The following is a 22,506-nucleotide window of genomic DNA, read 5'->3' as shown; positions in this document are numbered from 1 at the left end:
CACTCACAGCTAAGCAAACAACGCTTGCAGGTAAGAAATGGCCGTGAAAACGCTCTGTGTCCCCTATTCAGGAGGTTCCCATGAAGTTTAGCCCGATCAGCCAGCATTCCGCATCGCGAAAAGGTCGTCTTCTGCTGGCCCTGACCAGCGTTCTGCTCTGCGGAACCGCTCTGGCCCAGGAACGCGGCGGAACCCTCACCGTCGGACTCAGCTACGACATCGACACATTGAATGTCTACTCCACGGGTTATCTGGGTGACGTTCAGGCCACCGTGGTCGAGGGTCTCTTGGCCCCAGACAAGAACGCCAATTACGTGCCTGTGCTGGCGACTACCGTACCGACCATCAAAAACGGAGGCGTCAAGGTCAGCGCCGACGGCAAGCAGATGAGCATCACCTACAAGCTGCGCCGCAACGTGAAATGGTCGGATGGAGCGCCCTTTACCAGCGCAGACGTGAAATTTACTTGGGAGGCCATCAAAAATCCCAAGTTCATTGCAGAATCCAAAGACGGCAGTGAGGATGTCAGCTCAATCGATACCCCTGATCCTTATACTGCCGTGGTCAACTACAAACGGGTTGCGCCGGATTACGCCAGTACGCTGTTTACCTTCGGCATCTTTCCCAAGCACGCGCTCGAAGGCAAAGACCTAAACACCGACGTTTACAACGAAAAACCGCTGGGCACTGGGCCTTTCAGGGTTAAGGAATTCCGGCGCGGCCAATATGTCATCGTGGAGCGCAATCCCCTGTATTGGCGCAAGGACAGCAAGGGCGTGCAGCTGCCTTACCTCGACCAGATCGTGTTCAAGATCATTCCGGACGCCAATACGCTGGTGACCCAGTTGAAATCCGGTGAAATCCAGATGACGCCCAGCGTGCCGTATGCACAGGTGACGCAGCTGGACGCCCTCCCCAACATGAATATCGTCAAGAACAACATCTTGAGCTGGCAGCACCTGGATTTTAACTTCAAGGGGCCGGAAGCGTTGCGTGATCTGGAGGTGCGTCAGGCCTTTGCCTACGCCATCAACAAGAGCGCCATTTCCAAAGCGCTGGGAGGCTTTCCGAAGCCCATCGACACGGTGGTGGTTCCTGTCTTCTCGGCCAGCAACAGGAACGTGGTCAAGTATCCCTACAACCCTGCCAAGGCCAAGGCCCTGCTGGACGCCGCCGGATACAAGCCCGGCCCAGACGGTATCCGGGTTAAGAACGGCCAGCGCATGAGTTACAAGATTCTGGTTCAGGCCGGACGCGCCAACGATGAAATTGCCCAGCAGGTCATCATCAGCAGCCTGAAAGCTGTGGGCATCGAGCTTCAGCCCGACAACAAAACAGGCGTTGCCTTCCGCGAAGCCCGCTACAAGGGCAGCTACGACGTGTTTTACAGCGGCTGGATCACCAGCGCCGACCCGGTATACAGCGTCTTCTTCAAGACGGGCGGCGTCAACAATGGTCAGGGCTTCAGCAACCCCAGGATCGACGCCTTCCTGGACCGTGCCGAGAACACGCTCGACCCTACCGTCCAGAAATCGGCCCTGATGGACTTTCAGGCCGAGTTGATGAAGGTGCTGCCCACCATTCCGATCACCACCAACCTGTCGGTCGTCGCGGTGACCAGCAAACTGGGGAATTTCGTGCCCAACCCGACCAACATGACAAACTTCGTCAATACCAGCAGTTGGTATCTGAAGAAGTAAGCGCCCTTTTGTAGGCAGAGTCCATACACGCTGGGCTCTGCCTCTCGCAAGCGAGGTCCTGCCGAACGTGACCCTGAATTATCTGCTGAAACGTATGCTGGGAACCATCCCGCTGCTTCTAGGCGTGTCGCTGGTGTTGTTCGGGGTCCTGCACCTGGCCCCCGGAACGCCCATGGATGTCTACGCCGACAATCCGAGCGTGTCTCAAGAAGCCCTTGACCAGATGAAGGTAGCGCTGGGCCTAGATCAGCCGCTGCCCGTGCAGTACACCAAATGGGTCACTGCTTTCTTTACTGGTGAGTGGGGCTATTCCATCCGCACAGCCCGGCCCGTCGTCACCGAAATTTCGGAACGGCTGTGGCCGACCATTGTACTGGGCGGCTCCAGCTTCTTTCTGGCCCTACTGGTGGCCGTGCCGCTCGGGGTTCTCAGCGCTGTGCGCCGCTACAGCGCCACGGACTACAGCATCACGTTCATGTCTTTTCTGGGTATCAGCATGCCCGTGTTCTGGCTGGCCCTCATGCTGCAGCTCCTGTTTGCCGTGCAGTGGCGGATCTTGCCTTCCGCCGGAATGCAGACCATTGGAGAAAACTCCCTGGTGGATCTGCTGCGGCATCTGGCCCTGCCCGCCTTGATTCTGGCCTTTGCCAATGTGGCGGGATGGAGCCGGTATATGCGCTCCAGCATGGTAGAAGTGCTGAGTCAGGACTACGTGCGGACGGCCAGAGCCAAGGGGCTGCCCCACAACAAGGTGGTTTACCGCCACGCCCTGCGCAATGCCCTAATTCCGGTCATTACGGTGGTGGCCCTCGACTTTGCGGGCATCCTTTCGGGCGCAGTCATTACTGAAACGATTTTCGCGTGGCCCGGCATCGGGCGGCTCTTTATCGAGAGCATGAATGGGCGCGATTATCCCGTGCTGCTGGCCCTGATGATGCTGGGTTCCTTTGCCTTGGTAATCACCAACGTGCTGGCCGATCTTGCCTACGCCGCCGCCGATCCCAGGATCCGTTATGACTGAACTGAGTTCTCCCGCCCCGGTTCGGTTGATTCGCACCGAATCTCCCTGGCGACGCTTCTTGCGTACCTTCGTCAAGCACCGTCTGGCCCTGATCGGCCTCGGGGTGCTGCTGCTGATGGGTCTGGCAGCCCTGCTGGCCCCACAACTCACGCCCTATACCTTCGATGGACAGGATCTGGACATCATCGGCACGCCCCAGCCCCCCAGCCGGGCGCACCCGATGGGCACCGATGAACTGGGCCGCGACGCCCTGACGCGGGTGCTGTATGGAGCGCGGATTTCTCTGTCGGTGGGCATCAGCAGCGCGTTGATCGCCACGGTGCTGGGCACGCTGATCGGCGCATTGGCGGGCTACTACCGGGGCTGGCTTGATACCCTCCTGATGCGCTTTACCGATGTCGTGTTGTCGATTCCTCTGCTGCCGCTGGTGATTCTGGTCAGCGGAATGATCCGTCCCAGCGTCACGTTGCTGATCTGCATCATCGGCGCACTGGGCTGGATGGGCACGGCCCGGTTGGTGCGCGGCCAATTCCTGAGTCTGCGCGAGCGGGAATATGTGGAAGCCAGCCGCGCCCTAGGGGGCAGTCACGGGCGGATCATGTTCCGGCACATTCTGCCCAACGCGATTGGCCCGGTCGTGGTGTCCACCACCCTAGCCGTCGGCAGCGCCATCATGCTCGAAAGTGCCCTGAGCTTTCTGGGCCTCGGCGTTCAGCCGCCCACACCCACCTGGGGCAACCTGCTGAATTCGGCCAGCCAGTGGCTTCAGGGGGCGCCGTGGTTGGCGGTCTTTCCGGGGCTGATGATCTTGTTTACCGTGCTGGCTGTCAACTTTCTGGGCGATGGTCTGCGCGACGCCCTCGATCCCCGCAACTGAGCCGATCCAACAAAATCGGGCCAATCCAATACTGGGCCAGTCCTTCACACTCTCTCCTTTCTCTTTGACCTTAAGGAAACAACCATGAAGATAACCATTATTGGGGCCGGTGCCATCGGCGGCCTCGCGGGGGCCTACATGTCTAAGATGGGCCATGACGTGACCCTGACGGATCGCTGGGCTGAACATATCGACGCTCTCAAGGTCGGTGGCCTGCGGGTAGACGGGGTTCGGGGCGAGCTGCACTTTGAAGTGAAGGCCCTGCACCCACACGAACTGACTGGCCCGCTGGACTGCGTGATGATCGCCACCAAATCGCAGCACAGCCTGGACGCACTCGAAAGCGTCCTGCCGCTGTTTGGGCCGGAAACCTTTGTGGTGTCCTATCAGAACGGCTTCAATGAGCCTGACCTGATTGCGCGGCTGCAGCAGGCGGGGCTGGGCGGCGCAGAGCGCGTGATGGGCAGTATTCCCAATTACGGCGGCGCGTTGGTTGATCCCGGCCATATTGAATTTGTGCACGAAGGCCCCATCCAGCTGGGCGAAATGACCGGCGAGCGTACCCCGCGCCTGCTGGAACTGGCCCGCTGCCTGGGGGCGCTGACCGAGGTGCAACTGTCCGACAACATCTGGGGGCAGATTTGGGCCAAGGAGGTGTACAGCGCCCAGGTGGTGTTCAGCGCGCTGGTCAACGCGCCCGTCACCGAGAGCCTGGGACAAGAACGCTACGCCCGTGTGGCGGGCGCGGTAGTGCGCGAGGCCCTCGAAATTGCCGAGGCCAACGGTATTCAAGTCGAAGCCTTCGATTTTTTCGATCCGGCCAATTACAAACCCACCACTCCCAGCGAAACGCAGAAGCTGCTGGACAACATTCAGCACGCCGTCTGGCTCCTGAAAAAAGACCAGAAACCGCAGGCGCATAGCTTCAAGAAAAAGGGCAGCGGCATCTGGTGGGACATCGTGTACCGCAACCGCCCCAGCGAGGTGCGCTCCAGCAACGGCAAGCTGATTGCCTTTGGTGAGCGGGTCGGGGCCGACACCCGGCTCAACGCCCGACTGTGCGAAATGATTTACGAAATCGAGGACGGTCAGCGCGAGCTGGGCTTTCACAACTACGACGAACTGGAGACCTACGTGAACAGCATCGGGAAGGCCCTACCATGATTTCTTCCGCAACTCCAGCCAAGAAACTCGGCGTCGGCGTGATCGGCGCCCATGCCTGGGCAGAATCGGCCCACCTGCCGGGCTACGCCGCCTATGACCGCGTCGATTTGGTCGCCATTTGTGACAGCGTGCCGGAACGTGCCCACCGACTGGCCCAGATGTTCGGGGCGCGGCGGGTGTACACCGACTACCGAGAGATGCTGCAGGACCCGGATATCGAGATGGTAGATGTCTGCACGCCCACCGATACGCATCTGCCCCTCAGTCTGGCCGCCATCGCCGCAGGCAAACACGTTCTGAGCGAAAAACCGCTGGCCCACGACGCCGCTGATGCCTTCATGGCCGCCCGCAAGGCCCGTGAGGCAGGCGTCCGCACCAAGCTGGGCTTCACCTTCCGCTACTCCCCGGCCATCCGGCAGGTGCAGCGCTGGATTCAGGACGGCACCCTGGGCGAGATTTTTCATGTGCACGGCCTGGAACAGAACAGCCAGTTTCTGGACCCCCAGTTTCCGCTGCGGCAGGTCACGGTGGGCGCGGATTTCGGCACGCTGATTCCCTCCTCGGTGGTCGGGTACGGCTCGCATCTGCTCGACCTGGTGCGCTGGTGCGTGGGTGAATACAGCAGCGTGATCGGCAGCATGAAAAACTTCGTGCCCGAGCGGGTGGTTCGCGGCTACGGCGAGGGCCTGCAGCGCATTCAGGTCGAGGACGGAACTGTCGCTCTGGCTGAATTTGCCAGCGGAGCGCAGGGAATCTTGCAGACCAGTTACATTGCCATCGGCAATTACCCCGGCGTGGAACTGCGGGTCTACGGCAGTAAGGGGGCGGCAGTGGCCCGTCTGGTCGAGGAGAACGGTGTGGCCGAAACGCTACGCTTCGCCACGCCCGATCAGGTGGAATTCCGCGACGTACCGCTGCCAGACAGCGCCTATCCTCCTGGCACGACTCTCCATACGCCGTGGCCCGAGCTGTATTACCGCAACCTGGTTCGCCATTTTGTCGATGAGATTCTGGACGGCACGCCCGAGGAATGTACCTTCTACGACGGGGCCAAGAGTCAGGAAGTCGTGAATGCCATCGTCCAGTCGAATACCGAGCGCCGCTGGATCGATCTGCCCCTGTACCCCGAAGAGACGCGTTCACAAGAAGCACAGGCGGCTGAACACGGCACGCCTGCCCGATGAGCCAGACTGTGAGCGGGATAGCAGCGCTGGTCGAGGCGTATCTGGAACTGCACGCCCAGTTTCGCCCCGTGGACCTGACCTTTATGGGACTGCCCGGCCACGATCACCGCCTGCCCCCGGCTGGCCCGCAAGTGGCGCAGCAAGAAAGTGAGGGCTTGGAGCGGTTACGTTCCGCTTTGGACGCTGCTGCCCCGCCTCAGCACGCAGGCGAGCAGTTGGACGCCCGACTGCTGGACGCACAATTGGCCCACGCCGCCGCTGAACTGAACCGGGCTCCACGGCTGCTGAATCCCGCGTGGTACACGGGCGAGGCGGCATTTGGAATCATTTCTTTGCTGCTGCCTCAACCTGGAAAAACGCCGGAAGAGATTCGCACGGCCCTCACGGCCCGCCTGAGTGACATGCCACGCTTTCTGAATGAAGGATTGGCCCATTTGCATGCAGCTCAGCAGATTCCCGCCGACTGGTCGACGCGGGCCGCCACAGAAGCGACGTCTTTGGTGGAGTTCCTGAGACAAGAGTTGTGGCTTCACCCCCATACCGATTCGCGGGACGCCGCCCTCGCAGACGCGGCGGCACAGGCCGCCCAAGCCGCTGAGGCGTTTGCCCTAGAAGTGCAGGGGCCGCTGCGTGGTTCCCCCGAGGTGTCGACCGCCTGCGGAGCAGCCCATTTGGAACTGTTGATGCGGCGCGTCCACGGGCTGCCTTTTGGGCCACACGAAGCTCTGGCCCAGGCTGAGGCCGCGTTTGCGCACCTTACGGCAGAGTTGGAGCAGGACGCCCTCTCTTTCGGCACCGACTGGCAGAGCGTTCTGGCGAGCCTGGACGCCGTTCGACCCGACCCAGCCGAATTGGCCGACATCTACCGGCATTGGCACCAACGCGCGCTTCAGGCAGCGGAAGACGCGGAGTTGGTCACGGCAGCCAGCGGTTACGGGCTGGACTTCCGGCCGATGCCCGACTGGGCGCGGCAGGTGTCGCGCGACCTGTATTTCCTGTTTTACCGCTCGCCTGCCGCGGCCCGTGCGGGGACTGGCAGCGTGTATTGGATCGTCGAGGACGGCACGCCGCCCAACGTCAGCTTTATCAAGCTGGTGCATGCTGTTCACCACGGTTCGGTGGGCCACCACACCCAGAATGCGCGGGCGCGGCAGTCGCCGTCTCAGCTGGCCCGCCTAGGCGGTACGGACGGGGCACTGGGCCTCACCTTTTTGAGTTCGGGCACGGCTGTAGAAGGGTGGGCCTGTTACGCCGAAGACCTGCTGCTGGAAACCGGCGGCTTTTACACGCCCGAAGAAAGGTTGCTGCTCAAGACCTTCGAGCGGCGCAATGCGGCCTGCTGTATCGCCGACATCAAGCTGCATCTGGGCCAGTGGACTTTAGAGCAGATGCGGGCCTTTTACCGCGACGAGGTGGGCTTTCCCGAAGCGCGGGTCTGGGGCGAAAGCACCCGCAACAGCATGTTGCCCGCCACCCGCCTGATGTACTGGTTGGGCATCCAACAGATTCGCCGTCTCCGCGCCGCTTCTCCGCTGCCTCCCCGTGAATTTCACGATCAATTGCTGGCCCACGGCCACGCGCCCCTTCACTGGCTGGACATTCCGCAAGCGGCCGACCCCCACTCCAACCCACTGCCAGACACTTCAGGAGCCTCATGACCTTCAGCACCGATGAACGCCGCGACCTGCGGCAACGTTATCTTCAAGTCGATACAGCCAACGTGGCCGATGTCCTGGATCAACTCGGACACACCGACTACGGCCTAAGCTCCGAATTCTGGCCTATTCGTGAGCGCCTAGAAAAGATGGGCGGCTGGGCCTACACCATTCGCGGCCAGATGACCCCCTATCCGGGTACGGGTGATCCCCAGAAAATGGAAGCGGTCAGCGGCATCGGTCCCGATGAACTGAGCGTCTGGAGCGGCGGCGGCGCCACAGGCATCTGCTTTTTTGGCGAGTTGATTGCGCGGGGCATGCAGCACCGGGGCAGCGTGGGCGCGTTGGTCGACGGCGGCATCCGTGACATCGAGTGGCTGGCCCGCATGAATTACCCGGTCTTTGCCCGCTACCGCACGCCTGTTCAGTCGATCGGCCGCTGGCAGGTCAACGCCTGGCAAATTCCGGTGTATTTGCCAGGGGCCACCAGCGAGCGTGTGAAGGTGCGTCCCGGCGACTTTGTGCTGGCCGACTTCGATGGAGCCATGGTCATTCCGGCAGAATTGGTGCTGGAGGTGCTGGAGCAGGCCGAGGCCCTCACTGTCCAGGAACAGCGCATCCGCAAAGACCTGGATCAGGGGGCGACCCTGCCGGAAGTGCTTGCCAGGTACGGGCACGTATGAATCTTTTTCCAGATTCGACCCCCGCCCTGGTCACAGCGGCCAGCAGCGGCCTTGGCTACGCCACGGCGCTGGAACTGGCACGCGAAGGAGCGCGTGTGGCGCTGTGTTCGCGTGATCTGGAGCGGGCACAGGCCGCGGCCCGGCGCATCGAAGCCGAGACAGGACGGCCTGTGCTGGCCTTGCAGGCCGATGTGCGTGAGGCGGCGGCCTGCCGCGACGTGGTGCAGCAGGCCGCCGATGTCCTAGGTGGACTGGGTGTGCTGGTCTGCAATGCAGGCGGCCCGCCCCCCGGCGGTTTCGAGAAATTTGACGACGGCGCGTGGGAATCGGCCTTCCAGCTGACCTTGATGAGCACCGTGCGCCTGACCCGTGCGGCGCTGCCCCATCTGCGGCAGCATGGGGGCCGGGTGCTGACCATCGTGAGTTCCAGCGTCCGGCGGCCACTGCCCAACCTGACCCTGTCCAATGTGTTCCGGCCTGCCGTGCACGGCCTGATGAAATCGCTGAGCATCGAGCTGGCTCCGCAGGTGGCCGTGAACTGCATCGCGCCGGGCCGGGTGCTGACCGAGCGCATTCAGGAACTGGATGAAGCCCGCGCTGTCCGCGAAGGCCGCTCCTGGCAGGAGGTTCGTACCCAGACCGAACAGGAAGTGCCGCTGGGCCGACTGGGTGAACCCGCCGAATTCGGCCGGGTGGCCGCCTTCCTGTGTTCTTCTGCCGCGTCCTACGTGACTGGAAGCACGCTGCTGGTAGATGGAGGAGCCGTGACCAACCTGTGACCCCTCTGTCCTCTGTCCCGTCCGGCTCAGCCTACAATGCCGAAAAACACGCCGCTCTGATGGTGGACTACTGCGTCACCGCCCAACCCGGAGACCGGGTGCTGGTCGCGTCCAGTACGCTGGCCCTGCCCCTGGTCGAAGCCATCCACCGCACACTGCTGATGCGCGGTGCCCAGCCTGTGCTGCGGCTGGACTATCCCAGTCAACAGGAGGATTTTCTGTGCCTGGCCTCAGATGAAGTGCTAGATACCCTGCATGCCGCCGACCTGGCCGATATAGAGAGTGTGCAGGCCAGCATCCGGATCCTGACGCCGCAACACCCCTCCGGTGCTTCTGACCCCGCCCGGCAAGCCCGGTATACCCGCACCCTCGGCCCGGTGGCCTCGGCCCGTGCCCAGCGGCGCTGGACGCTCACCCTCTTTCCCACGGCACAGGGGGCAGAGCTGGCGGGGCTTTCTCAGGCCGATTACGAGGCGTTCGTCGCCAGTGCGCTGTTTTTGGATCGCCCTGACCCGGTGGCGGCGTGGGGCGAAATTCGTTCCCGGCAAGCCCGCCTGATCGAGCGCCTGAGCCGTGCGGACGAGGTGCGGATTCTGGCCCCGGAAACGGATCTGCGAATGAGCGTAAAGGGCCGGGGATGGGTCAACAGCGACGGCAAACGCAACATGCCCAGCGGCGAGGTGTTCACCGGGCCGCTGGAGGACAGCGTGGAGGGCCACATCCTGTACGATCTGCCCACCACCTTTCAGGGCCGCCGGGTCAGCGGCATTCGCCTGCGCTTCGAGCAGGGCAAGGTCGTGGAAGCCCGCGCAGAGGAGGGAGACGACGCCCTACAAGCGGCGCTGGGCACCGACGACGGCGCACGTTTCGTGGGCGAACTGGGCATCGGCACCAACAACGGCATCCAGTGGCCCAGCATGAACATTCTGTTCGATGAAAAAATTGGCGGCACGGTGCATCTGGCCCTGGGGAAAAGCTATCCGGAAACTGGGGGCATCAACCATTCCGCCCTGCACTGGGACATGATACGCGACCTGCGCCCCGGTGGGCAGATTCTGCTGGATGGTGAGGTGTTCCAGCAGGACGGCATTTTTGCTAGAGAATCTGACTGAGTTCCGCGATATGCCTCGTACAGCGTTCAATATCTGAATTTGTTAGCGAGGGCACTAAATTCCGGGGGCAGCGGTCGCCAGCGGAGCTGGTGGACGGAACGCAGGATGCCACTCGCGAAACAGGTTTTCGAGTTCGTCATTCAGTACGCGTGTCCTGACCTGAAGCAGCAAATGCGCGCCCTTGGGCGTCCAGGCCATGGACTGCTTTTTGACTATCCGCTTCGAGATCACCTGATTCGGTTGTGTTGCCTTAACTGGCGTCACGGCGGGCTGAGGGCAGGGGTGGCCTGAATCTCAGGCCACCCCTGCCGCGACGGTTGACTACGTCTGGAACGCTTGTCTCTGAGTGCTTCGTCTGTGAGCTGCGGAGACGCTCGTTCGGGTGTGATGGTGGAAATTCAAGGTTCGGGCGTGTAGGCTCAGAAATTCCTGCGCTCGTTTCCGCCGCCTGAATCCAAGTTGCTGCCGTTCCTGACATCGTGGAGAACGGTGAGAGTGCTCAATGATGGTGTTGCAGCGTGCCGGAGAGATCATCTGCTGGTGGTCGACGCCCTTCAGACTGGGGGGTTCCCGGATTGCGGCCCCGTCACTCCCCAGTTGATCGGTATGAATGACCTCTGGAACCTCATCTTCACCCAGGAGTCTGATCAGGAAGGTCCTTGCGGCGTCGGTGTCGCGGTGCCGCTGAAGCAGGGTACCCTGCACGAAACCGTGCTCGTCCACCGCCCGCCAGAACCAATGCCGGACGCCATCGACGCTCGTACAGACCTCAATCAGATGCCACCGAGAACCCCGCCGGGGTTCTCGGTGGCGCAATCCTTCCGCGAACAGTGAACCGAACTTGATATACCACTCGCGGAGGGTCTCATGGCTGACCTGTTGGGCCGCGCTGGTGCAGCAATTCTTGAACGTCACGGTCACTCAGGGGAAAGCGATGGTAGAGCCAAACCGAGTGCTGGATGGGTTGTTATCGGGAATCGGTGGCGGTACGGTTTTGGGTCGGTCACAGACGGTCAGCCTACCCCGACCCAGTTAAGGCAACATAACCCCCGCTGAAGCGGTTCGGGCTCTACGCTGCGCAGATTGAAACCGAGACCAGCAGTCTTCCCGGACGCATTCAGGATGCGGAGGCCGTGCTGGCGCAGTTTGACCTCACGCGTGCCTCGGCCCTGTTGACCTGGATCATTGCCTGCAAGCGGATGCCGGACGGATGATGGCCAGAAGAGATGTGGGTTCCAGCTGTGGATTGGACGTGCTAAATGACACCAGACGGGCACCTGCAGGTGCAAGACTTCTCCCGAGAGCGGCATGAGCAAGCTCATCTGCTGTCCTGGGAGTCCTCAAGCGAGGCGCAGGGCAACTGAACAGCGGACGCTTCAGCGTGACCCGGCTGTGGTGAATCGAGCGGAGGGCTGGCGTGCCTCAACTAAGCGAAGCGATACGCTGTGTCCATCCAGCTCGTGCCTCAGCGGACAGAGAACTTCTTGCATGCCCAAAGACAAAATCCCCACCTACCACCAAACCCATCCACGTGACCTCGCCACCATTGACGCCCTGAAGCTGGAAGGCCTGCAACCTGCTGATGGTCAACCCGTGGCCGCTTTGTTCAACCTGCGCACGGGCGACCGCGAACACCTCTGCGGCCTCTACCGTTGTACAGACCTCGTATAAATACCATTGAGAACCCCGCCGGGGTTCTCGGTGACGCAGTTCATCGGCGAATAGGGAACTGAATTTGATGCACCACTCGCGGAGTGTCTCGTGACTGACTTGGATGCCGCGCTGGTAGAGCAACTCTTGAACATCTCGGTAGCTGAGGGGAAAACGGTGGTACCGCCAGATGGCGTGCTGGATGATGGTCATGGGGAACCGGTGGCGATATGGTTTCGGCTCGATCACGGCAGGTCAGCCTAGCCCAGACCGATTAAGGCAACACAACCTCTCAAAGGGCTAATTCAGATACGAACCCGCAGCCACCGCAAACGCGGGGATATCCCCCGTCTGTATCCTTCTTGACACTGAAGAGCCCACTCTCCAGCGCTTCAATTTTGTATGGGAAGGAGTTTTACTCACTGTTATTGCTCTCTTCGACAGCATGTGCTGCCTGGGTTCTATCGAAGTGAATGTGTACTGACTCTGCAGCGAACGCGAGACCATCTGTTGTCCGGGTTGTCTCGGGCAAGGCAGAGGGTGGCCAACTACCGGGTGCTTCAGCATTGCCAATCCGCCATGTCCCCAGCCCCCAACTGCCCCCTCTCACCTGAGCGATACTGTGTACCCGCCTGAGCCCGCGCCCCAGCCAGCGGGAGAGCGCTTGCATGCCCAAAGAAAAAGTTCCGATCTACCAACAAGTCCATCCCCCAGACTTCGCCACCATCGAAGCCTTGAGACTTGGAGGCCGGCAACCCGCTGATGGCCAACCCGTCGCGGCCCTGTTCAACCTGCGGAGCGGTGACTGCGAACACCTCTGCGGCCTCTACTGCCGAGCAGACGCGGTGCCGCTGCAGGCCAAAGACCCTGCCTGATGTCCAGAAATGCCCCGCCCGCCTGGTGGCCCAACCGGTTGGGGAGGCATCACACGTCAATGCAACGGATCTTCAGCGGGTCGGGATCGAGGTCAGTATTGCCGGCAGCGCGCAGGCGTTCCGGAAGGGCGTCATAAATTTTGGGAAAGTGACGTCCCAGACCTGTCCCGAGTGCGGCGTGTTGGTGCAGATCAAAGAGGGCGGCTTTACCCGCTACCGCTATCACACCGGGCACGCCTACAGCGGCGACACGCTGCTGGTCAGCGTCACCGAAGCCATCGAGGATAAATTGTGGATCAGCATGCGGGCCTTAGAGGAGGCCAGCATGCTGCTGGAGCACACTGCAGAGGAACTGGCCGCGAACGGGCAAACCGAACTGGCAGGAGAGTATCTTCGGAAGGCCAAAACTATGGAAGACCGCACCACACTGATTTTTCAGACCATCATTGACAATCAACCCCTGAGCGACGAACACCTCAGGCATCAGAGCGAGTCTAGCGAAAGGCTCTAAAGCGCCCCGGGGCTCAGGAGTGCCGCGATCTGCTCCGCAGGCTGGGGCCGGGCAAACAGATACCCTTGACCGACTGTGACGCCCAGTTCCAGCAGTTGAGCGCGCTGGGCTTCGGTCTCGATGCCCTCGGCCACCACCGTCAGGCCCAGGGTCTGGCCCACCACCGCAATGGTTCGGATGAGTTCCTGGTTCTGATCAAGGGTGGCCACGAACGAGCGGTCGATTTTGAGCATCCGCAGCGGAAAGCGGTGCAGGCTGCTCAGGGAGGAGGCCCCGATCCCGAAGTCGTCCACGACCAGTTCGATTCCCGCCGCCCGCAGGAGTTTGAGGGTGGTGGCATCGGTGTCCGCCGTCTGCATCATCACCCGTTCGGTAATCTCCAAGAGGACTTGCCAGGGGGCGGGCAAGGGTGTGCTGCTCAGCTGGGACGCTACGGCGGCGACCTCGCTCAGGTGGGCCGCCGACACATTGACGTTCAGCCATAAGGCCGGGCAGTGCTCCAGATCGACCGCCCAGTGCTGAAGTTGCCGCTCCGCGGTTTGAATCACCCAACTGTCCAGACCTTCCATTAACCCCAGTTCCTCGGCCAAAGGCACGAAGGCCCCAGCGGCCAAGAGGCCCCGCTGGGGATGCTGCCAGCGCAGCAGGGCTTCGAGCCCCAGCAGTTGACCGTCCTTGACGGCCACGATGGGCTGGTAATACACCTCCAGTTCGTCCCGTTCCAGGGCGTGCCGCAGGTAGCCTTCGAGTTCGAGGCGGCCCCGAAACTCGTCGCGCATGGACGGCTCAAACAGGCGGGTGCCGGAAGGGCCACCCCGTTTGGCTTGATAGAGGGCCAGATCCACGTCGCGCAGGATGTCTTCCGGGGTGTGGTACTCGGCGGTGACCAGCAACACCCCGCTGCCGAGCTGAAGGAACAGCTCTTGACCTTCCACCACACAGGGCACTTGCAAGGCCGCCTCCAGGCGGGTGACCACCCGGGACACCAGGGTCGGATCGGCGACGCTGTGCAGCAGCACGGCGAATTCATCGCCGCCCAAGCGGGCCACATGATCGGTGGGACGGATCACGGCATGCAATCGCCGGGCGAGTTCTTGCAGCACTTGATCGCCCGCCGGGTGTCCCAAACTGTCATTGATGCGTTTGAAGCGGTCGATATCACAAAACAAGACCGCGAACGCTTTGCCTTGCTCATGCAGCTCTTTGAGTGCCAAGGTCAAACATTCCTCAAAGGCGGCCCGGTTGGGCAGGCCGGTCAGGGCGTCATGCTGCGCTTGATGCCGGAACTGCGCGCTCAGCAGGCGGAAATGTTGGGTGCCCTCGCGCACTTGTTCTTCGAGAGTCACGTTCAGGGCGTTCAGGGCCGCTTGAGCCTCCATCAGCGGGGTCACGTTCATCAGCGTCAACAGGTAGGTCGGCTGATCGTGGGCGACGCCCGGTAGGGTAAGCAGCTGCACCTGCACCTCTAAACGCGCATCACTCTGGTGCAGGATGCTGAAGCGCTCGGAGGCCGTTGTTCCCGTGGACGGCAAGGTGTCGAGCAAGTGGCTGAACTCCGCCCGCTGCTCAGTTTCAATGAATTGCAAGAAGCGCCGCGTCACCAGCTGCGTTCTGGGGAAGCCTAGCAGCGCTTCTCCCGACTCATTGACGTTGAGAATCTGCCCCTGCCCATCCAGGGTGAAGTACGCCGTGGGGGCGTGTTCATAGAGGGTGTGGTAGAGCCGGTGCTCGCGTTCCAGCTCAACGACCGTAAGCTGGAGTTCTTCGTTCTGGGCATCCAGTTCCGTGTGGTAGACCTGAAGTTCATGCACCAGGGCAGCGGCGTGCCAGCCATCCCAAAGGTGGAGGGAGGGTGTGGAACGCACGTGGTGTTCGGCTTTTCCCCGCAGGTGATGTTGCTCGAACAACGATTCTGGATCGGTCATGGAACCTCTGGAGTGGGGCCGGGCCTGGGTAGGACGGGAACATCTCTGGCTTTAGGCCGACCGGAAAGACCATGCGTTGAGGGAACTGTCACCGATGGTACTGAACTGTCCAGCTCGCGGGATGTGAATGCAGCCAAGAGCGTCCAGAGGAATGCGGAGGCGACATTCAGCACGGCGAGAGCTGGCCGGGATTGTTCCGCACGGTGCGGGGTGACTCAGGCCAGCCGACACCAGAGAGGTGAGGCCGCTTGAACTGGCCCCACGATCGGCGGATCAAAACCTGTGCTGATCCTGAAACGCGAGTGCGCAGTTGAATCCAGTCCAGAAACACCCCGCTTCAGTCAGGCTCTTGTTTTACTCTCAGCCTATGCACCCGCGTGATCTGACCCCTGTCGAACTCGCTGACCTGTTGGACGCTGCCCACCGTCAAGACCGAGGGCTTAGTCGCGAAGGGCCTGATCTGGAGCTGCGCGGCGAGCTGGCCGACTTCCTCGGCTGCCATCCCGACGTGCAGGCTGAAGCCTGGGCGGCGTGGCAGGAATTGATGACTGAGGGCGGTGACATTGAGGAAGACGAGGCCGAATACTGGCTGGACGTGGAATTTGTGGAGCCCTGCCCGCAATGAAGTGGACATTCGCCATCCGCGCCCAGCCTGGAGCGGCCCTCTGGTGCTTGCACTGTGAATTCGTGCGGCCTGTTGGAACCCGCTGTACCTGTGGCGCGGCGTCTTGGTCGAGCTGGCCCATGCAACTGGCCCCCTACATCGGGGTTCATGTCCCGCAATACTCTCCCCTCTTTATGATCGGCCATCAGGTGGCTGCATGGCCCATGCGTCCGCCCTTCCGGTGGGGGTTGCCTGAAGAGACCGACGATTGACCAGCAACACCTCTTCGCTGTGTTGATCTGTCCGACTCAGCGCTTCCAATGGAGCGTGTCCTTTACCGCCAAAATGGCGTTGACTTTTAGTCTCGCTCAACTAGACTGAATCCATGGAAAATCTATTTTTTGACAGCGCACTTAAAACTTATGGCCCCTTTCTCTATTCCGCTGGGTGGCTCCTTGTTACATTGCTGCTTATTTCAGGTGCGGGTCTGTGTCTCTTGCTCGCCCAGAAGCAACGCGAGGTTCCCGGTGGCGTGTCCTGGGTCTGGCGTACGGTGGCCATCTTTCTGGTCGGCGCGGCCCTGGGCGTCTTTATTCTGAAAGGCGTCAACCTGGCACAGGGCTTGATTACGCTGGGCGTCGTGGTTCTGTGGGGTGCGGGCCTGCTTGGCAAGACCGGGAAGCCCCGCCGAGGCCGCAGACGCTCCCGATACTCCTGAGCCCATTCAAAAGGCGCGGCGACCTGTATCGGGTCGCCGCGCCTCTTTCTTGACACGAGTCAAGATGCCCCTGAGTCCACCTCATGCCCGCAACTCCCACATTTGTAACCTAAAAACTCCCCAGTGATGTCGTGGTGCACTTGGTAGTAGTAGCTGCTCCCACACGCTGGGCAGTCAGGGCCGGACGGCTCCAAGTCAGGCTCGCGGAACTCGTCCGGGAAATCCACCTCGATCACAGCTGGCCCTGCCGTTTCAGGTCACGCTGGAGCAAGCGCAACTTCAACTGGGTCAGCGCGTGCGTGCTGGCGACTGCCGCCTCCCGCACCTCCTGCCGTTCGTCGAACTCCAGACCCAGCGCCCGGAGGAGCTGGCCGAGCCCGCGGGCCACCGCCTGCAGGTGACCCTCCAGCTCCAGATCCGGCTCACTCACGCCGCGTCCACCCGGATCAAGGCACCGATGCCTGCCTCTGCTGCCGTGCAAAAGCCAGCATCCACCGCGTCCAGCATGCCGAAGTACCGGCGCTAGTGCTCACGCTCAGCGCGGTTGTCCTGACCCTCGCGCAACGGAATCAACACCACTGGCCCTTGCAGTGGGGCGCAGGTGGAGGGCAGGCCGATCATGCGCCCCGCCTCTCATGGTTGACAGGCTGGCCGTACCAGTCGTTTAGGTGCACCACTTCCCAATGGTTCAATTCGTGGAACGCTTCTGGGAAATACGCGATCCAGCCGCCTACCGCGCCTTGCAAAGCACTCAGGCGTATATTTCCCTCCAGCAGGTTCAGCAGCTCTTTGCGCCCGTCCAGGTGGATCATCACAGCCTTCACAGTGTTTTGCCACAGCAAGTTTGAGCTGAGATTTCTTCCAGATCCTTGCAACAACAGGGGCTCTTTGGCCCTGCCTAAGCCCTTTTGGGCAGACTGAGCGAAAAGCAGGCCCCCTGCCCCGGCTCACTCTCGGCCCACACCCGCCCGCCGTGCCGCCCCACAATCCGGCGGACATTCGCCAGTCCGATACCGGTGCCCTCGAATTCGGCGGGATGATGCAGCCGCTGAAAGGCTTCAAAGAGCTTGTGGGCGTACTCGGCCTCGAATCCCACTCCATTGTCCCGAACCGTGACGAGGTATTCGCCGTCCTCTTCCTGAGCCGCCACCTGAATCAGGGCTTCCGGTTGAAACTGGGTGTACTTCACGGCATTGTCCAGCAGGTTTTGCAGGGCCAATTGCAGCAGCGCCGCGTCGCCCTGCACGACGGGCAAGGGGGCAAGTTGCCAGTCGATAACCCGGTCTGGGTGAAAAGCGGCCAATCCCCGCACCACGTCTCTGACCACCGCATTGAGATCCACCGCCTCGACTTGGAGGGGCAACCGGCTGGATTTAGACAAACTGAGAATCCCGTCCACCGTAGCCGTAAGCCGTGTGGCCGCCTGCTGAATTTGGTCGAGCAGTCGGGAGGCCCGCGGATCGCTGACCTGCAAGTGCCGGTTGAGCAACTGGGCAAAGCTCGTGATGTGCCGAATCGGTGTTCGCAGGTCGTGCGAAGCGGAGTAGGCAAAGGCTTCGAGTTCTCCGTTCACCTGTTCCAGTTCGTGGGTGCGTTCCTTCACCCGTTCCTCCAGCAGCAGCAGCGCGGCGTCAAGTTCCTGTTGCGCCTGCGTCCTCATCAACACTTCCTGCTGGGCCTGACCATACAGACTGGCGTTCTCGACGGCGGCACCCGACCGCGCGGCCACCTCAAGGGCAAACGTCAGATCAGCGGGGCCATACACCCGGTCGAGGCTGGTGCGGGCCATGCCCAACACACCAACCACCCGCCCGCGTGACCGCATCGGCACCGTGATGACGGAACGCAGTTGCAAGCGCCGAACCTCGGCTTTCCAGTCTTCAGGTTGAGGAATGACGTCATACATTTCGTCGGTGACCACGGGAACCAGCTCCGGTACGTTGGTCAAAAACACCCGGCCAGAGCCATTTTCGGCGGTGATCTCGACTGGATTTCGGGCGATAAACTGGCGCAGCAAGTCCACCATCGCCGGGTCCTGATGCACCACCGTCACGGGCACCAGCAGACCATCCGGGGTCGGCAGACTGATCACACACCAATCGGCCAAGCGCGGCACGGCCAACTGGGCGATGGTGTTCAACGTCACCGTCATATCCAGCGAACCGCTCAGGATTTCACTGGCTTCGGCCAGAAAAGCGAGGCGGTCATTGAGGATGTGGGCCTCTTGCAGCGCGGTGGTGCGCTGGAGCGCCTGGGCGCACTGGCTGGCCAGCGACAGCAGATACAACCGGTCGACTTCCGAAAACAACCGCTGCGCATCAAAGCTGAGGCTTAAGACGCCCAGCCGTTGATCTTGAACCACGAGCGGAAGAACCACGATGCTGCCTGAAAACTGTTGGAGCGCGTCCTGGAGCAGCGGATAGTCCAGCAGGGCCTGCTGTTTGGTTTCGATGAACAGGGCCTGACTCTGCTTGATGGCCTGGGTGGCTGGCGTCGTTCGGTCAAGAGACAACACACGCCAAGGTTCCACCTGCGCTAGGGTGTAGCCCGAAAACGCCGCGATGTTTAGGGCTGTTCCGTCCTGGCCCAGCAGCATCACGGAACCCGCTTGCGCGCCCATGGCGCCAATCCCCTCTTGCACCACTGCGTCGGTGACGTGTTGGGGCGTTTGGGCGGTGCTGAGGGCCTGGGTCAGGTGCCACCAGCCCTGCAAGTGAGTGGTAGAGAGGGACGAAGCCGAACCAGCAGGCACAGCCTGTTCACTCTGGCCCGGCGCGCCTTGGAAAGGCTCGAACATGGCCGCAGCATAATGCCTGCGGTGTGTTCGAATGGTTGTGTTGACTGAGCGCCACAGGGGGAGGCTGATCCTCTATGACTGAGTCCCTTCTACGGGTTGCGTATGATCCCCTGACGTTCACAACAACGCCGGATGTTGGTTGGTCTCCCGCACTCCATCGTCTTTGCTTCTCACTTCGTTCAAGTTAAGCGCAGTCCGTAATTAAGGTGATCATTACTGGGCACGCCTTATGTTGACCCCCTGCTCCTCGTTGAGCGAGATGTCTAAGGGAGAGATCTTTACTCCAGTTCTTTCAGCCGTTCCGCTAATAGGGGCGGCATCTTCTTCAGCCAGGTGTCCAGTGCCTTTTGCTCGGCGTCGTTCAGTCCGCGCAGCAGTCGCACGCTTCCCAGTTGCCGGGCCACACTGACTACCCGTGTTTCGTCGAAGCGTTGCCGGGGTGCTGGGGGCATTAACTTCACTGCGAGTGCCCGCAGGTCTTCCCGGGACGCTCCAGCAATGGCCGCTTCTAAGAGCTGTGCCCGAATCTCCACGGGTGCCCCGGCAATCACGCCTGCGAGCGAATAAGGCAGCCCGTTCCGCATGGCGTCTTGCAAGTCTTCCGGCCACCCGGCAATTCTCAGCTTGTTCTTGACAAACGACAGCCAGCTCTCGCGGCCCAGCAGCGCGAAGACGTCTGGGCCATCGAGTGAGCGCTGCCAGGGATGACGGTACCCGCCAAGCTCTTCAGCTAATCGGGCGTACCATTCGCGTGAATGTGGTTGAGCTTCTTGGGACGACATAGCTGATAAGTCTAGGTGTTCTGGCAAAGCAGGCAGTCCGCACATCTGTTGGTGTGTCCATTGAAGTGCTTTTAGGCCCGCCGCTCGGTGGGCTTTTTAGCCGCTTCAGATTTCAGGTTTTCTGCCCTGGATTGGTCGTTACGCAAGATGATCCACGAGCGGACTCAAGCTAAGGCTGCACTCCTGTTCAATGTTTCCCCGGTGACTTTCAGGGGGCTGCCGTGCCCTCGCCAGCCCCCTGAAAGTGGGATCTGCTCTTCCGACTTTTGGGGCCATGACGTGGGGATTCAAACTGTTGATCTGGCAAGCGTCGGCTTGAACAAGAGGGTAGTCCCGATAAGGCGTTTGGGGTGGAAGGGAACGTAAGGCAGGATAAGGACAAGGTCACGGTGCGAGATTTCGCCGTCTGAGAGCGGCGCCAACCTTGGCCAGGTGTCGGCTACCTGGCCAAGGTGTTTTTGGCCCTGCTTTAACCCTAGTAAATGCTCCACAACATGGCCAGAACAAGGTGCAACTTCCTGCCGTTCTTCGCCCTCGCGAACGCCTTCAACAAGAGGGGAACAAGTGACCGTTGAAGGTGGAAGGGAACGTAAGGCAGGATAAGAATCTGATTCCGAAACGGGAATCTGTTCTCCAGCACGGCACTGAAGCAGAATCCGCTCTCGAGAGCCAGATTCCACTGTTTTTTGACCGTGATCTTCGCCTGCGACAAGCCTGCAACTTGCGCCTGTCAACGACCTGTTTTGGACCCTCAGTAACCTGCCAACAAACGCAGCAAAACATGGGGCGTTTGGGGTTATGTGGGCGTAAGGCAGGATAATAGTAAGACTAAGCAGTTGCCCTTTTGCTGTCCTGGACGCTACCTAACCTTATTAAGTTGCGCACCAACTTAATAAGGCAGTTGGAGGTGCAGAAGTTTGTCCTCTGAAGGCCTGAAAGAGCCGCGGTGTGAGCCGTTGTTCAACGTGGCATGCAGCTGTGGGAGAAGCTGAGGCTTAGCCTGAGTGTTCACCCGAGGAAGTCCACTTCATCAGCCGCAGGGAAAGCCCTAGAGAGTGTCGTGAAACGACCCATACGACAGGCGTTATGCGAGGAGCATGGATCATGCCGAACGACGACTACACCCCAGCGAATGTGGACGTGCTGTTTGCCCTTGGATCAGGCAGACCTGAGAGCTCTCACGTGGGTTATGACGGCACGCCAGAGAGTTGGGCCAGCGTGCTTCAGAGGCGCCGTCAGTACTACGCGAAATGTCAGGCCAGAGATGAGGCATTTGCGTTAGAGCACCCTGGGTTGAACCTCCAACGGTTGTGTGATCGACCAGAGATCCAGGGACTGTTGGAGGACATCCCTCCCGATGTCATCAGCATGGACTTATCCGAGTAACGTCATCCCCCTTTGCTGATTCGTCGTGCACAGTTTGCGCTGGCCCTCGCTCTGGAACAAGCCAGGGCTGAGGGCAGGATAAGAGTGCGCTTGCAGCGCGTGTTCCTATGCGTCCTGGCGCATGTTGGAGCGCAAGGCACTCGAAAATCTGCCTTGCGCCTTGTTGCTCTGGAGTGAAGGGGTCAGCAAAAGGGGGTAAAGGCGTACCCTGAAGCCTGTTGAAACCCTGGAGTTGGGCGTGACCTGGGGGAGGTTGTTGAGGACAAGGTGGGAAGAGTTGAAGACCGAGAGTTGGGCAGCTGGAATGCGCATGGTTGTGAGTTGCTGACGCCTGGTGTGAGGGATTGAGTGATGAGGGTCGATCCACTTGTATTTGTCCAGGGGAATGCTCAAGCTGAACGGGTGCCGACGGTCGCGGAGTTGCTGACGCCACTGGCCTTGTGTGGTCGGGTGGAGGATCAGCAGCGCCGTGCCGTGTTGATGACTGGGGTCATGGCGGATCTGTCCTGGTCTCCCTGGTCAACGCCCACGCTCCATGAAGCCGACCCAGCTTGGGGTGATGTGCAGGCGTTGATCGTTGCTCCCTCTACGGCCCCCCAACGAGCTGCTCCAAGGCCTCAGCCGCAGAAGGCGGGGCTGTGGCTGTTTGTCTCAGATCAGCTCACGGAGTTGGAGCAGGGGGAGTGCGTGGAATGGAGCTGGCTCTTTGGGGGCCAGGAACAACTGCTGATCGGGATGATCGAGACGAATAAGCCGCTGGTGCTGCGTGTCCACCGGTCGTTCTATGACGAAGCCGGGCGACAAGTCCCGGAGTTCCTGCGGGCGTATGACGGTCTGCTGTTGTTGGGCTTTTCCGCGAGGCAAGCGCGGGCGCTGGTTCAGCGCACACCGTCCAAGGCCCTGCTGGAGGTGGTGGTGTGTGCCTACCGTCAGAAGGACGAGCTGCACAACCCACGTGCTTATGTGCAGAAGTTGGTTCAGCCGTTGAAGGTGGCGTAATGGCCCGGCGAAGGTTGAGCTGTCAGGGGGGTTGTGTTGCCTTAACCGGAGTGGGATAGGCTGACCCGCCATGATCGACCCGAA

The 22,506-nt window shown here is 61.0% G+C and carries 21 protein-coding genes and 3 pseudogenes; 16 read left to right on the top strand and 8 right to left on the bottom strand.

All coding sequences use genetic code 11. From position 1 onward, the window contains the following. The first annotated feature begins 80 nt into the window (after positions 1 to 80). From E7T06_RS16905 to E7T06_RS16865, 9 genes are all read left to right on the top strand, one after another. Positions 81 to 1,700 carry a peptide ABC transporter substrate-binding protein gene (locus E7T06_RS16905; protein WP_136366944.1) on the top strand — a complete coding sequence of 540 codons (1,620 nt, stop codon included), beginning with the start codon at positions 81 to 83 and terminating at the stop codon, positions 1,698 to 1,700. 67 nt (positions 1,701 to 1,767) lie between these two features. Next, positions 1,768 to 2,721 (top strand): ABC transporter permease, encoded by a 954-nt coding sequence (locus tag E7T06_RS16900; protein WP_276605584.1) that lies wholly within the window; start codon positions 1,768 to 1,770, stop codon positions 2,719 to 2,721. After that, a complete protein-coding gene (gene opp4C, locus E7T06_RS16895) occupies positions 2,714 to 3,598 on the top strand; it encodes an oligopeptide ABC transporter permease (RefSeq protein WP_136366942.1) in 885 nt (294 codons plus the stop codon). The genes E7T06_RS16900 and opp4C overlap by 8 nt, the downstream gene beginning before the upstream one ends. Before the next feature lie 84 nt (positions 3,599 to 3,682). Continuing rightward, positions 3,683 to 4,762, top strand: coding sequence for a 2-dehydropantoate 2-reductase (locus tag E7T06_RS16890; RefSeq protein WP_136366941.1), 1,080 nt, complete (start codon positions 3,683 to 3,685; stop codon positions 4,760 to 4,762). Then, positions 4,759 to 5,946 (top strand): Gfo/Idh/MocA family oxidoreductase, encoded by a 1,188-nt coding sequence (locus tag E7T06_RS16885; protein WP_136366940.1) that lies wholly within the window; start codon positions 4,759 to 4,761, stop codon positions 5,944 to 5,946. Before E7T06_RS16890 ends, E7T06_RS16885 begins: the two co-directional genes overlap by 4 nt. Positions 5,947 to 5,954: 8 nt before the next feature. Beyond that, the gene (locus E7T06_RS16880) at positions 5,955 to 7,604 is read left to right on the top strand and encodes a DUF885 family protein (RefSeq protein WP_240741126.1); all 1,650 of its coding nucleotides are present in this window, start codon (positions 5,955 to 5,957) and stop codon (positions 7,602 to 7,604) included. Then, positions 7,601 to 8,284: an RraA family protein gene (locus E7T06_RS16875; RefSeq protein WP_136366938.1), complete on the top strand. Its 684-nt coding sequence runs from the start codon at positions 7,601 to 7,603 to the stop codon at positions 8,282 to 8,284. Before E7T06_RS16880 ends, E7T06_RS16875 begins: the two co-directional genes overlap by 4 nt. Next, positions 8,281 to 9,063 carry an SDR family oxidoreductase gene (locus E7T06_RS16870; RefSeq protein WP_136366937.1) on the top strand — a complete coding sequence of 261 codons (783 nt, stop codon included), beginning with the start codon at positions 8,281 to 8,283 and terminating at the stop codon, positions 9,061 to 9,063. The genes E7T06_RS16875 and E7T06_RS16870 overlap by 4 nt, the downstream gene beginning before the upstream one ends. Then, positions 9,060 to 10,175, top strand: a complete 1,116-nt coding sequence (locus E7T06_RS16865) for an aminopeptidase (RefSeq protein ID WP_136366936.1) — start codon at positions 9,060 to 9,062, stop codon at positions 10,173 to 10,175. The genes E7T06_RS16870 and E7T06_RS16865 overlap by 4 nt, the downstream gene beginning before the upstream one ends. A 54-nt stretch (positions 10,176 to 10,229) precedes the next feature. Here the strand turns inward: E7T06_RS16865 and E7T06_RS21915 are convergent. Further along, positions 10,230 to 10,412, bottom strand: a pseudogene (locus E7T06_RS21915) (ISKra4 family transposase); the annotation flags it as partial. 84 nt (positions 10,413 to 10,496) lie between these two features. Next, positions 10,497 to 11,182: pseudogene (locus tag E7T06_RS16855) on the bottom strand (IS6 family transposase). Positions 11,183 to 11,663: 481 nt separating this feature from the next. Here E7T06_RS16855 and E7T06_RS16850 point away from each other — a divergent pair. Beyond that, entirely contained in the window at positions 11,664 to 11,846 is a 183-nt protein-coding gene (locus tag E7T06_RS16850; protein ID WP_136366935.1) for a hypothetical protein, read from the top strand. On the opposite strand, the pseudogene E7T06_RS21910 reads toward E7T06_RS16850, so the two are convergent. After that, positions 11,832 to 12,074: pseudogene (locus E7T06_RS21910) on the bottom strand (IS6 family transposase); the annotation flags it as partial. The gene E7T06_RS16850 and the pseudogene E7T06_RS21910 sit on opposite strands and share 15 nt — an antisense overlap. Before the next feature lie 419 nt (positions 12,075 to 12,493). Between E7T06_RS21910 and E7T06_RS16845 the strand changes: the two are divergent. After that, positions 12,494 to 12,700: a hypothetical protein gene (locus E7T06_RS16845; RefSeq protein ID WP_136366934.1), complete on the top strand. Its 207-nt coding sequence runs from the start codon at positions 12,494 to 12,496 to the stop codon at positions 12,698 to 12,700. Between the two features lie 148 nt (positions 12,701 to 12,848). Then, on the top strand, positions 12,849 to 13,211 hold the full coding sequence (locus E7T06_RS16840) for a hypothetical protein (protein ID WP_136366933.1): 363 nt from the start codon (positions 12,849 to 12,851) through the stop codon (positions 13,209 to 13,211). Here the strand turns inward: E7T06_RS16840 and E7T06_RS21320 are convergent. Continuing rightward, on the bottom strand, positions 13,208 to 15,136 hold the full coding sequence (locus tag E7T06_RS21320) for an EAL domain-containing protein (protein ID WP_168733607.1): 1,929 nt from the start codon (positions 15,134 to 15,136) through the stop codon (positions 13,208 to 13,210). The genes E7T06_RS16840 and E7T06_RS21320 overlap by 4 nt on opposite strands. A 367-nt stretch (positions 15,137 to 15,503) precedes the next feature. Here E7T06_RS21320 and E7T06_RS16830 point away from each other — a divergent pair, with 367 nt between their 5' ends. Then, complete coding sequence (locus E7T06_RS16830; protein WP_136366932.1) at positions 15,504 to 15,761, top strand: hypothetical protein; 258 nt, start codon at positions 15,504 to 15,506, stop codon at positions 15,759 to 15,761. Between the two features lie 364 nt (positions 15,762 to 16,125). After that, a complete protein-coding gene (locus E7T06_RS16825; protein WP_136366931.1) occupies positions 16,126 to 16,458 on the top strand; it encodes a hypothetical protein in 333 nt (110 codons plus the stop codon). 232 nt (positions 16,459 to 16,690) lie between these two features. On the opposite strand, the gene E7T06_RS16820 is transcribed toward E7T06_RS16825, so the two are convergent. The 4 genes from E7T06_RS16820 to E7T06_RS16805 all read right to left on the bottom strand — a co-directional run bounded on the left by E7T06_RS16820 (position 16,691) and on the right by E7T06_RS16805 (position 20,037). Continuing rightward, on the bottom strand, positions 16,691 to 16,939 hold the full coding sequence (locus E7T06_RS16820) for a hypothetical protein (RefSeq protein WP_136366930.1): 249 nt from the start codon (positions 16,937 to 16,939) through the stop codon (positions 16,691 to 16,693). Between the two features lie 136 nt (positions 16,940 to 17,075). Next, entirely contained in the window at positions 17,076 to 17,270 is a 195-nt protein-coding gene (locus E7T06_RS16815; RefSeq protein ID WP_136366929.1) for a hypothetical protein, read from the bottom strand. An 86-nt stretch (positions 17,271 to 17,356) separates the two neighbouring features. Beyond that, positions 17,357 to 19,255: an ATP-binding protein gene (locus E7T06_RS16810; RefSeq protein ID WP_136366928.1), complete on the bottom strand. Its 1,899-nt coding sequence runs from the start codon at positions 19,253 to 19,255 to the stop codon at positions 17,357 to 17,359. Positions 19,256 to 19,533: 278 nt separating this feature from the next. Continuing rightward, positions 19,534 to 20,037, bottom strand: coding sequence for a hypothetical protein (locus tag E7T06_RS16805; protein WP_136366927.1), 504 nt, complete (start codon positions 20,035 to 20,037; stop codon positions 19,534 to 19,536). A gap of 1,104 nt (positions 20,038 to 21,141) precedes the next feature. Between E7T06_RS16805 and E7T06_RS16800 the strand changes: the two genes are divergently transcribed. Both E7T06_RS16800 and E7T06_RS16795 read left to right on the top strand, forming a co-directional pair. Beyond that, the gene (locus E7T06_RS16800) at positions 21,142 to 21,423 is read left to right on the top strand and encodes a hypothetical protein (RefSeq protein WP_136366926.1); all 282 of its coding nucleotides are present in this window, start codon (positions 21,142 to 21,144) and stop codon (positions 21,421 to 21,423) included. A gap of 402 nt (positions 21,424 to 21,825) precedes the next feature. Beyond that, positions 21,826 to 22,422, top strand: coding sequence for a hypothetical protein (locus E7T06_RS16795; RefSeq protein WP_136366925.1), 597 nt, complete (start codon positions 21,826 to 21,828; stop codon positions 22,420 to 22,422). The last annotated feature ends 84 nt before the right edge of the window (positions 22,423 to 22,506 follow it).

Source organism: Deinococcus sp. Arct2-2, from assembly GCF_004801315.1.
Lineage (GTDB): Bacteria > Deinococcota > Deinococci > Deinococcales > Deinococcaceae > Deinococcus.
The sequence above is the reverse complement of the archived record's forward strand: the minus strand, read 5'-3'. Positions and strand labels throughout refer to the sequence as shown.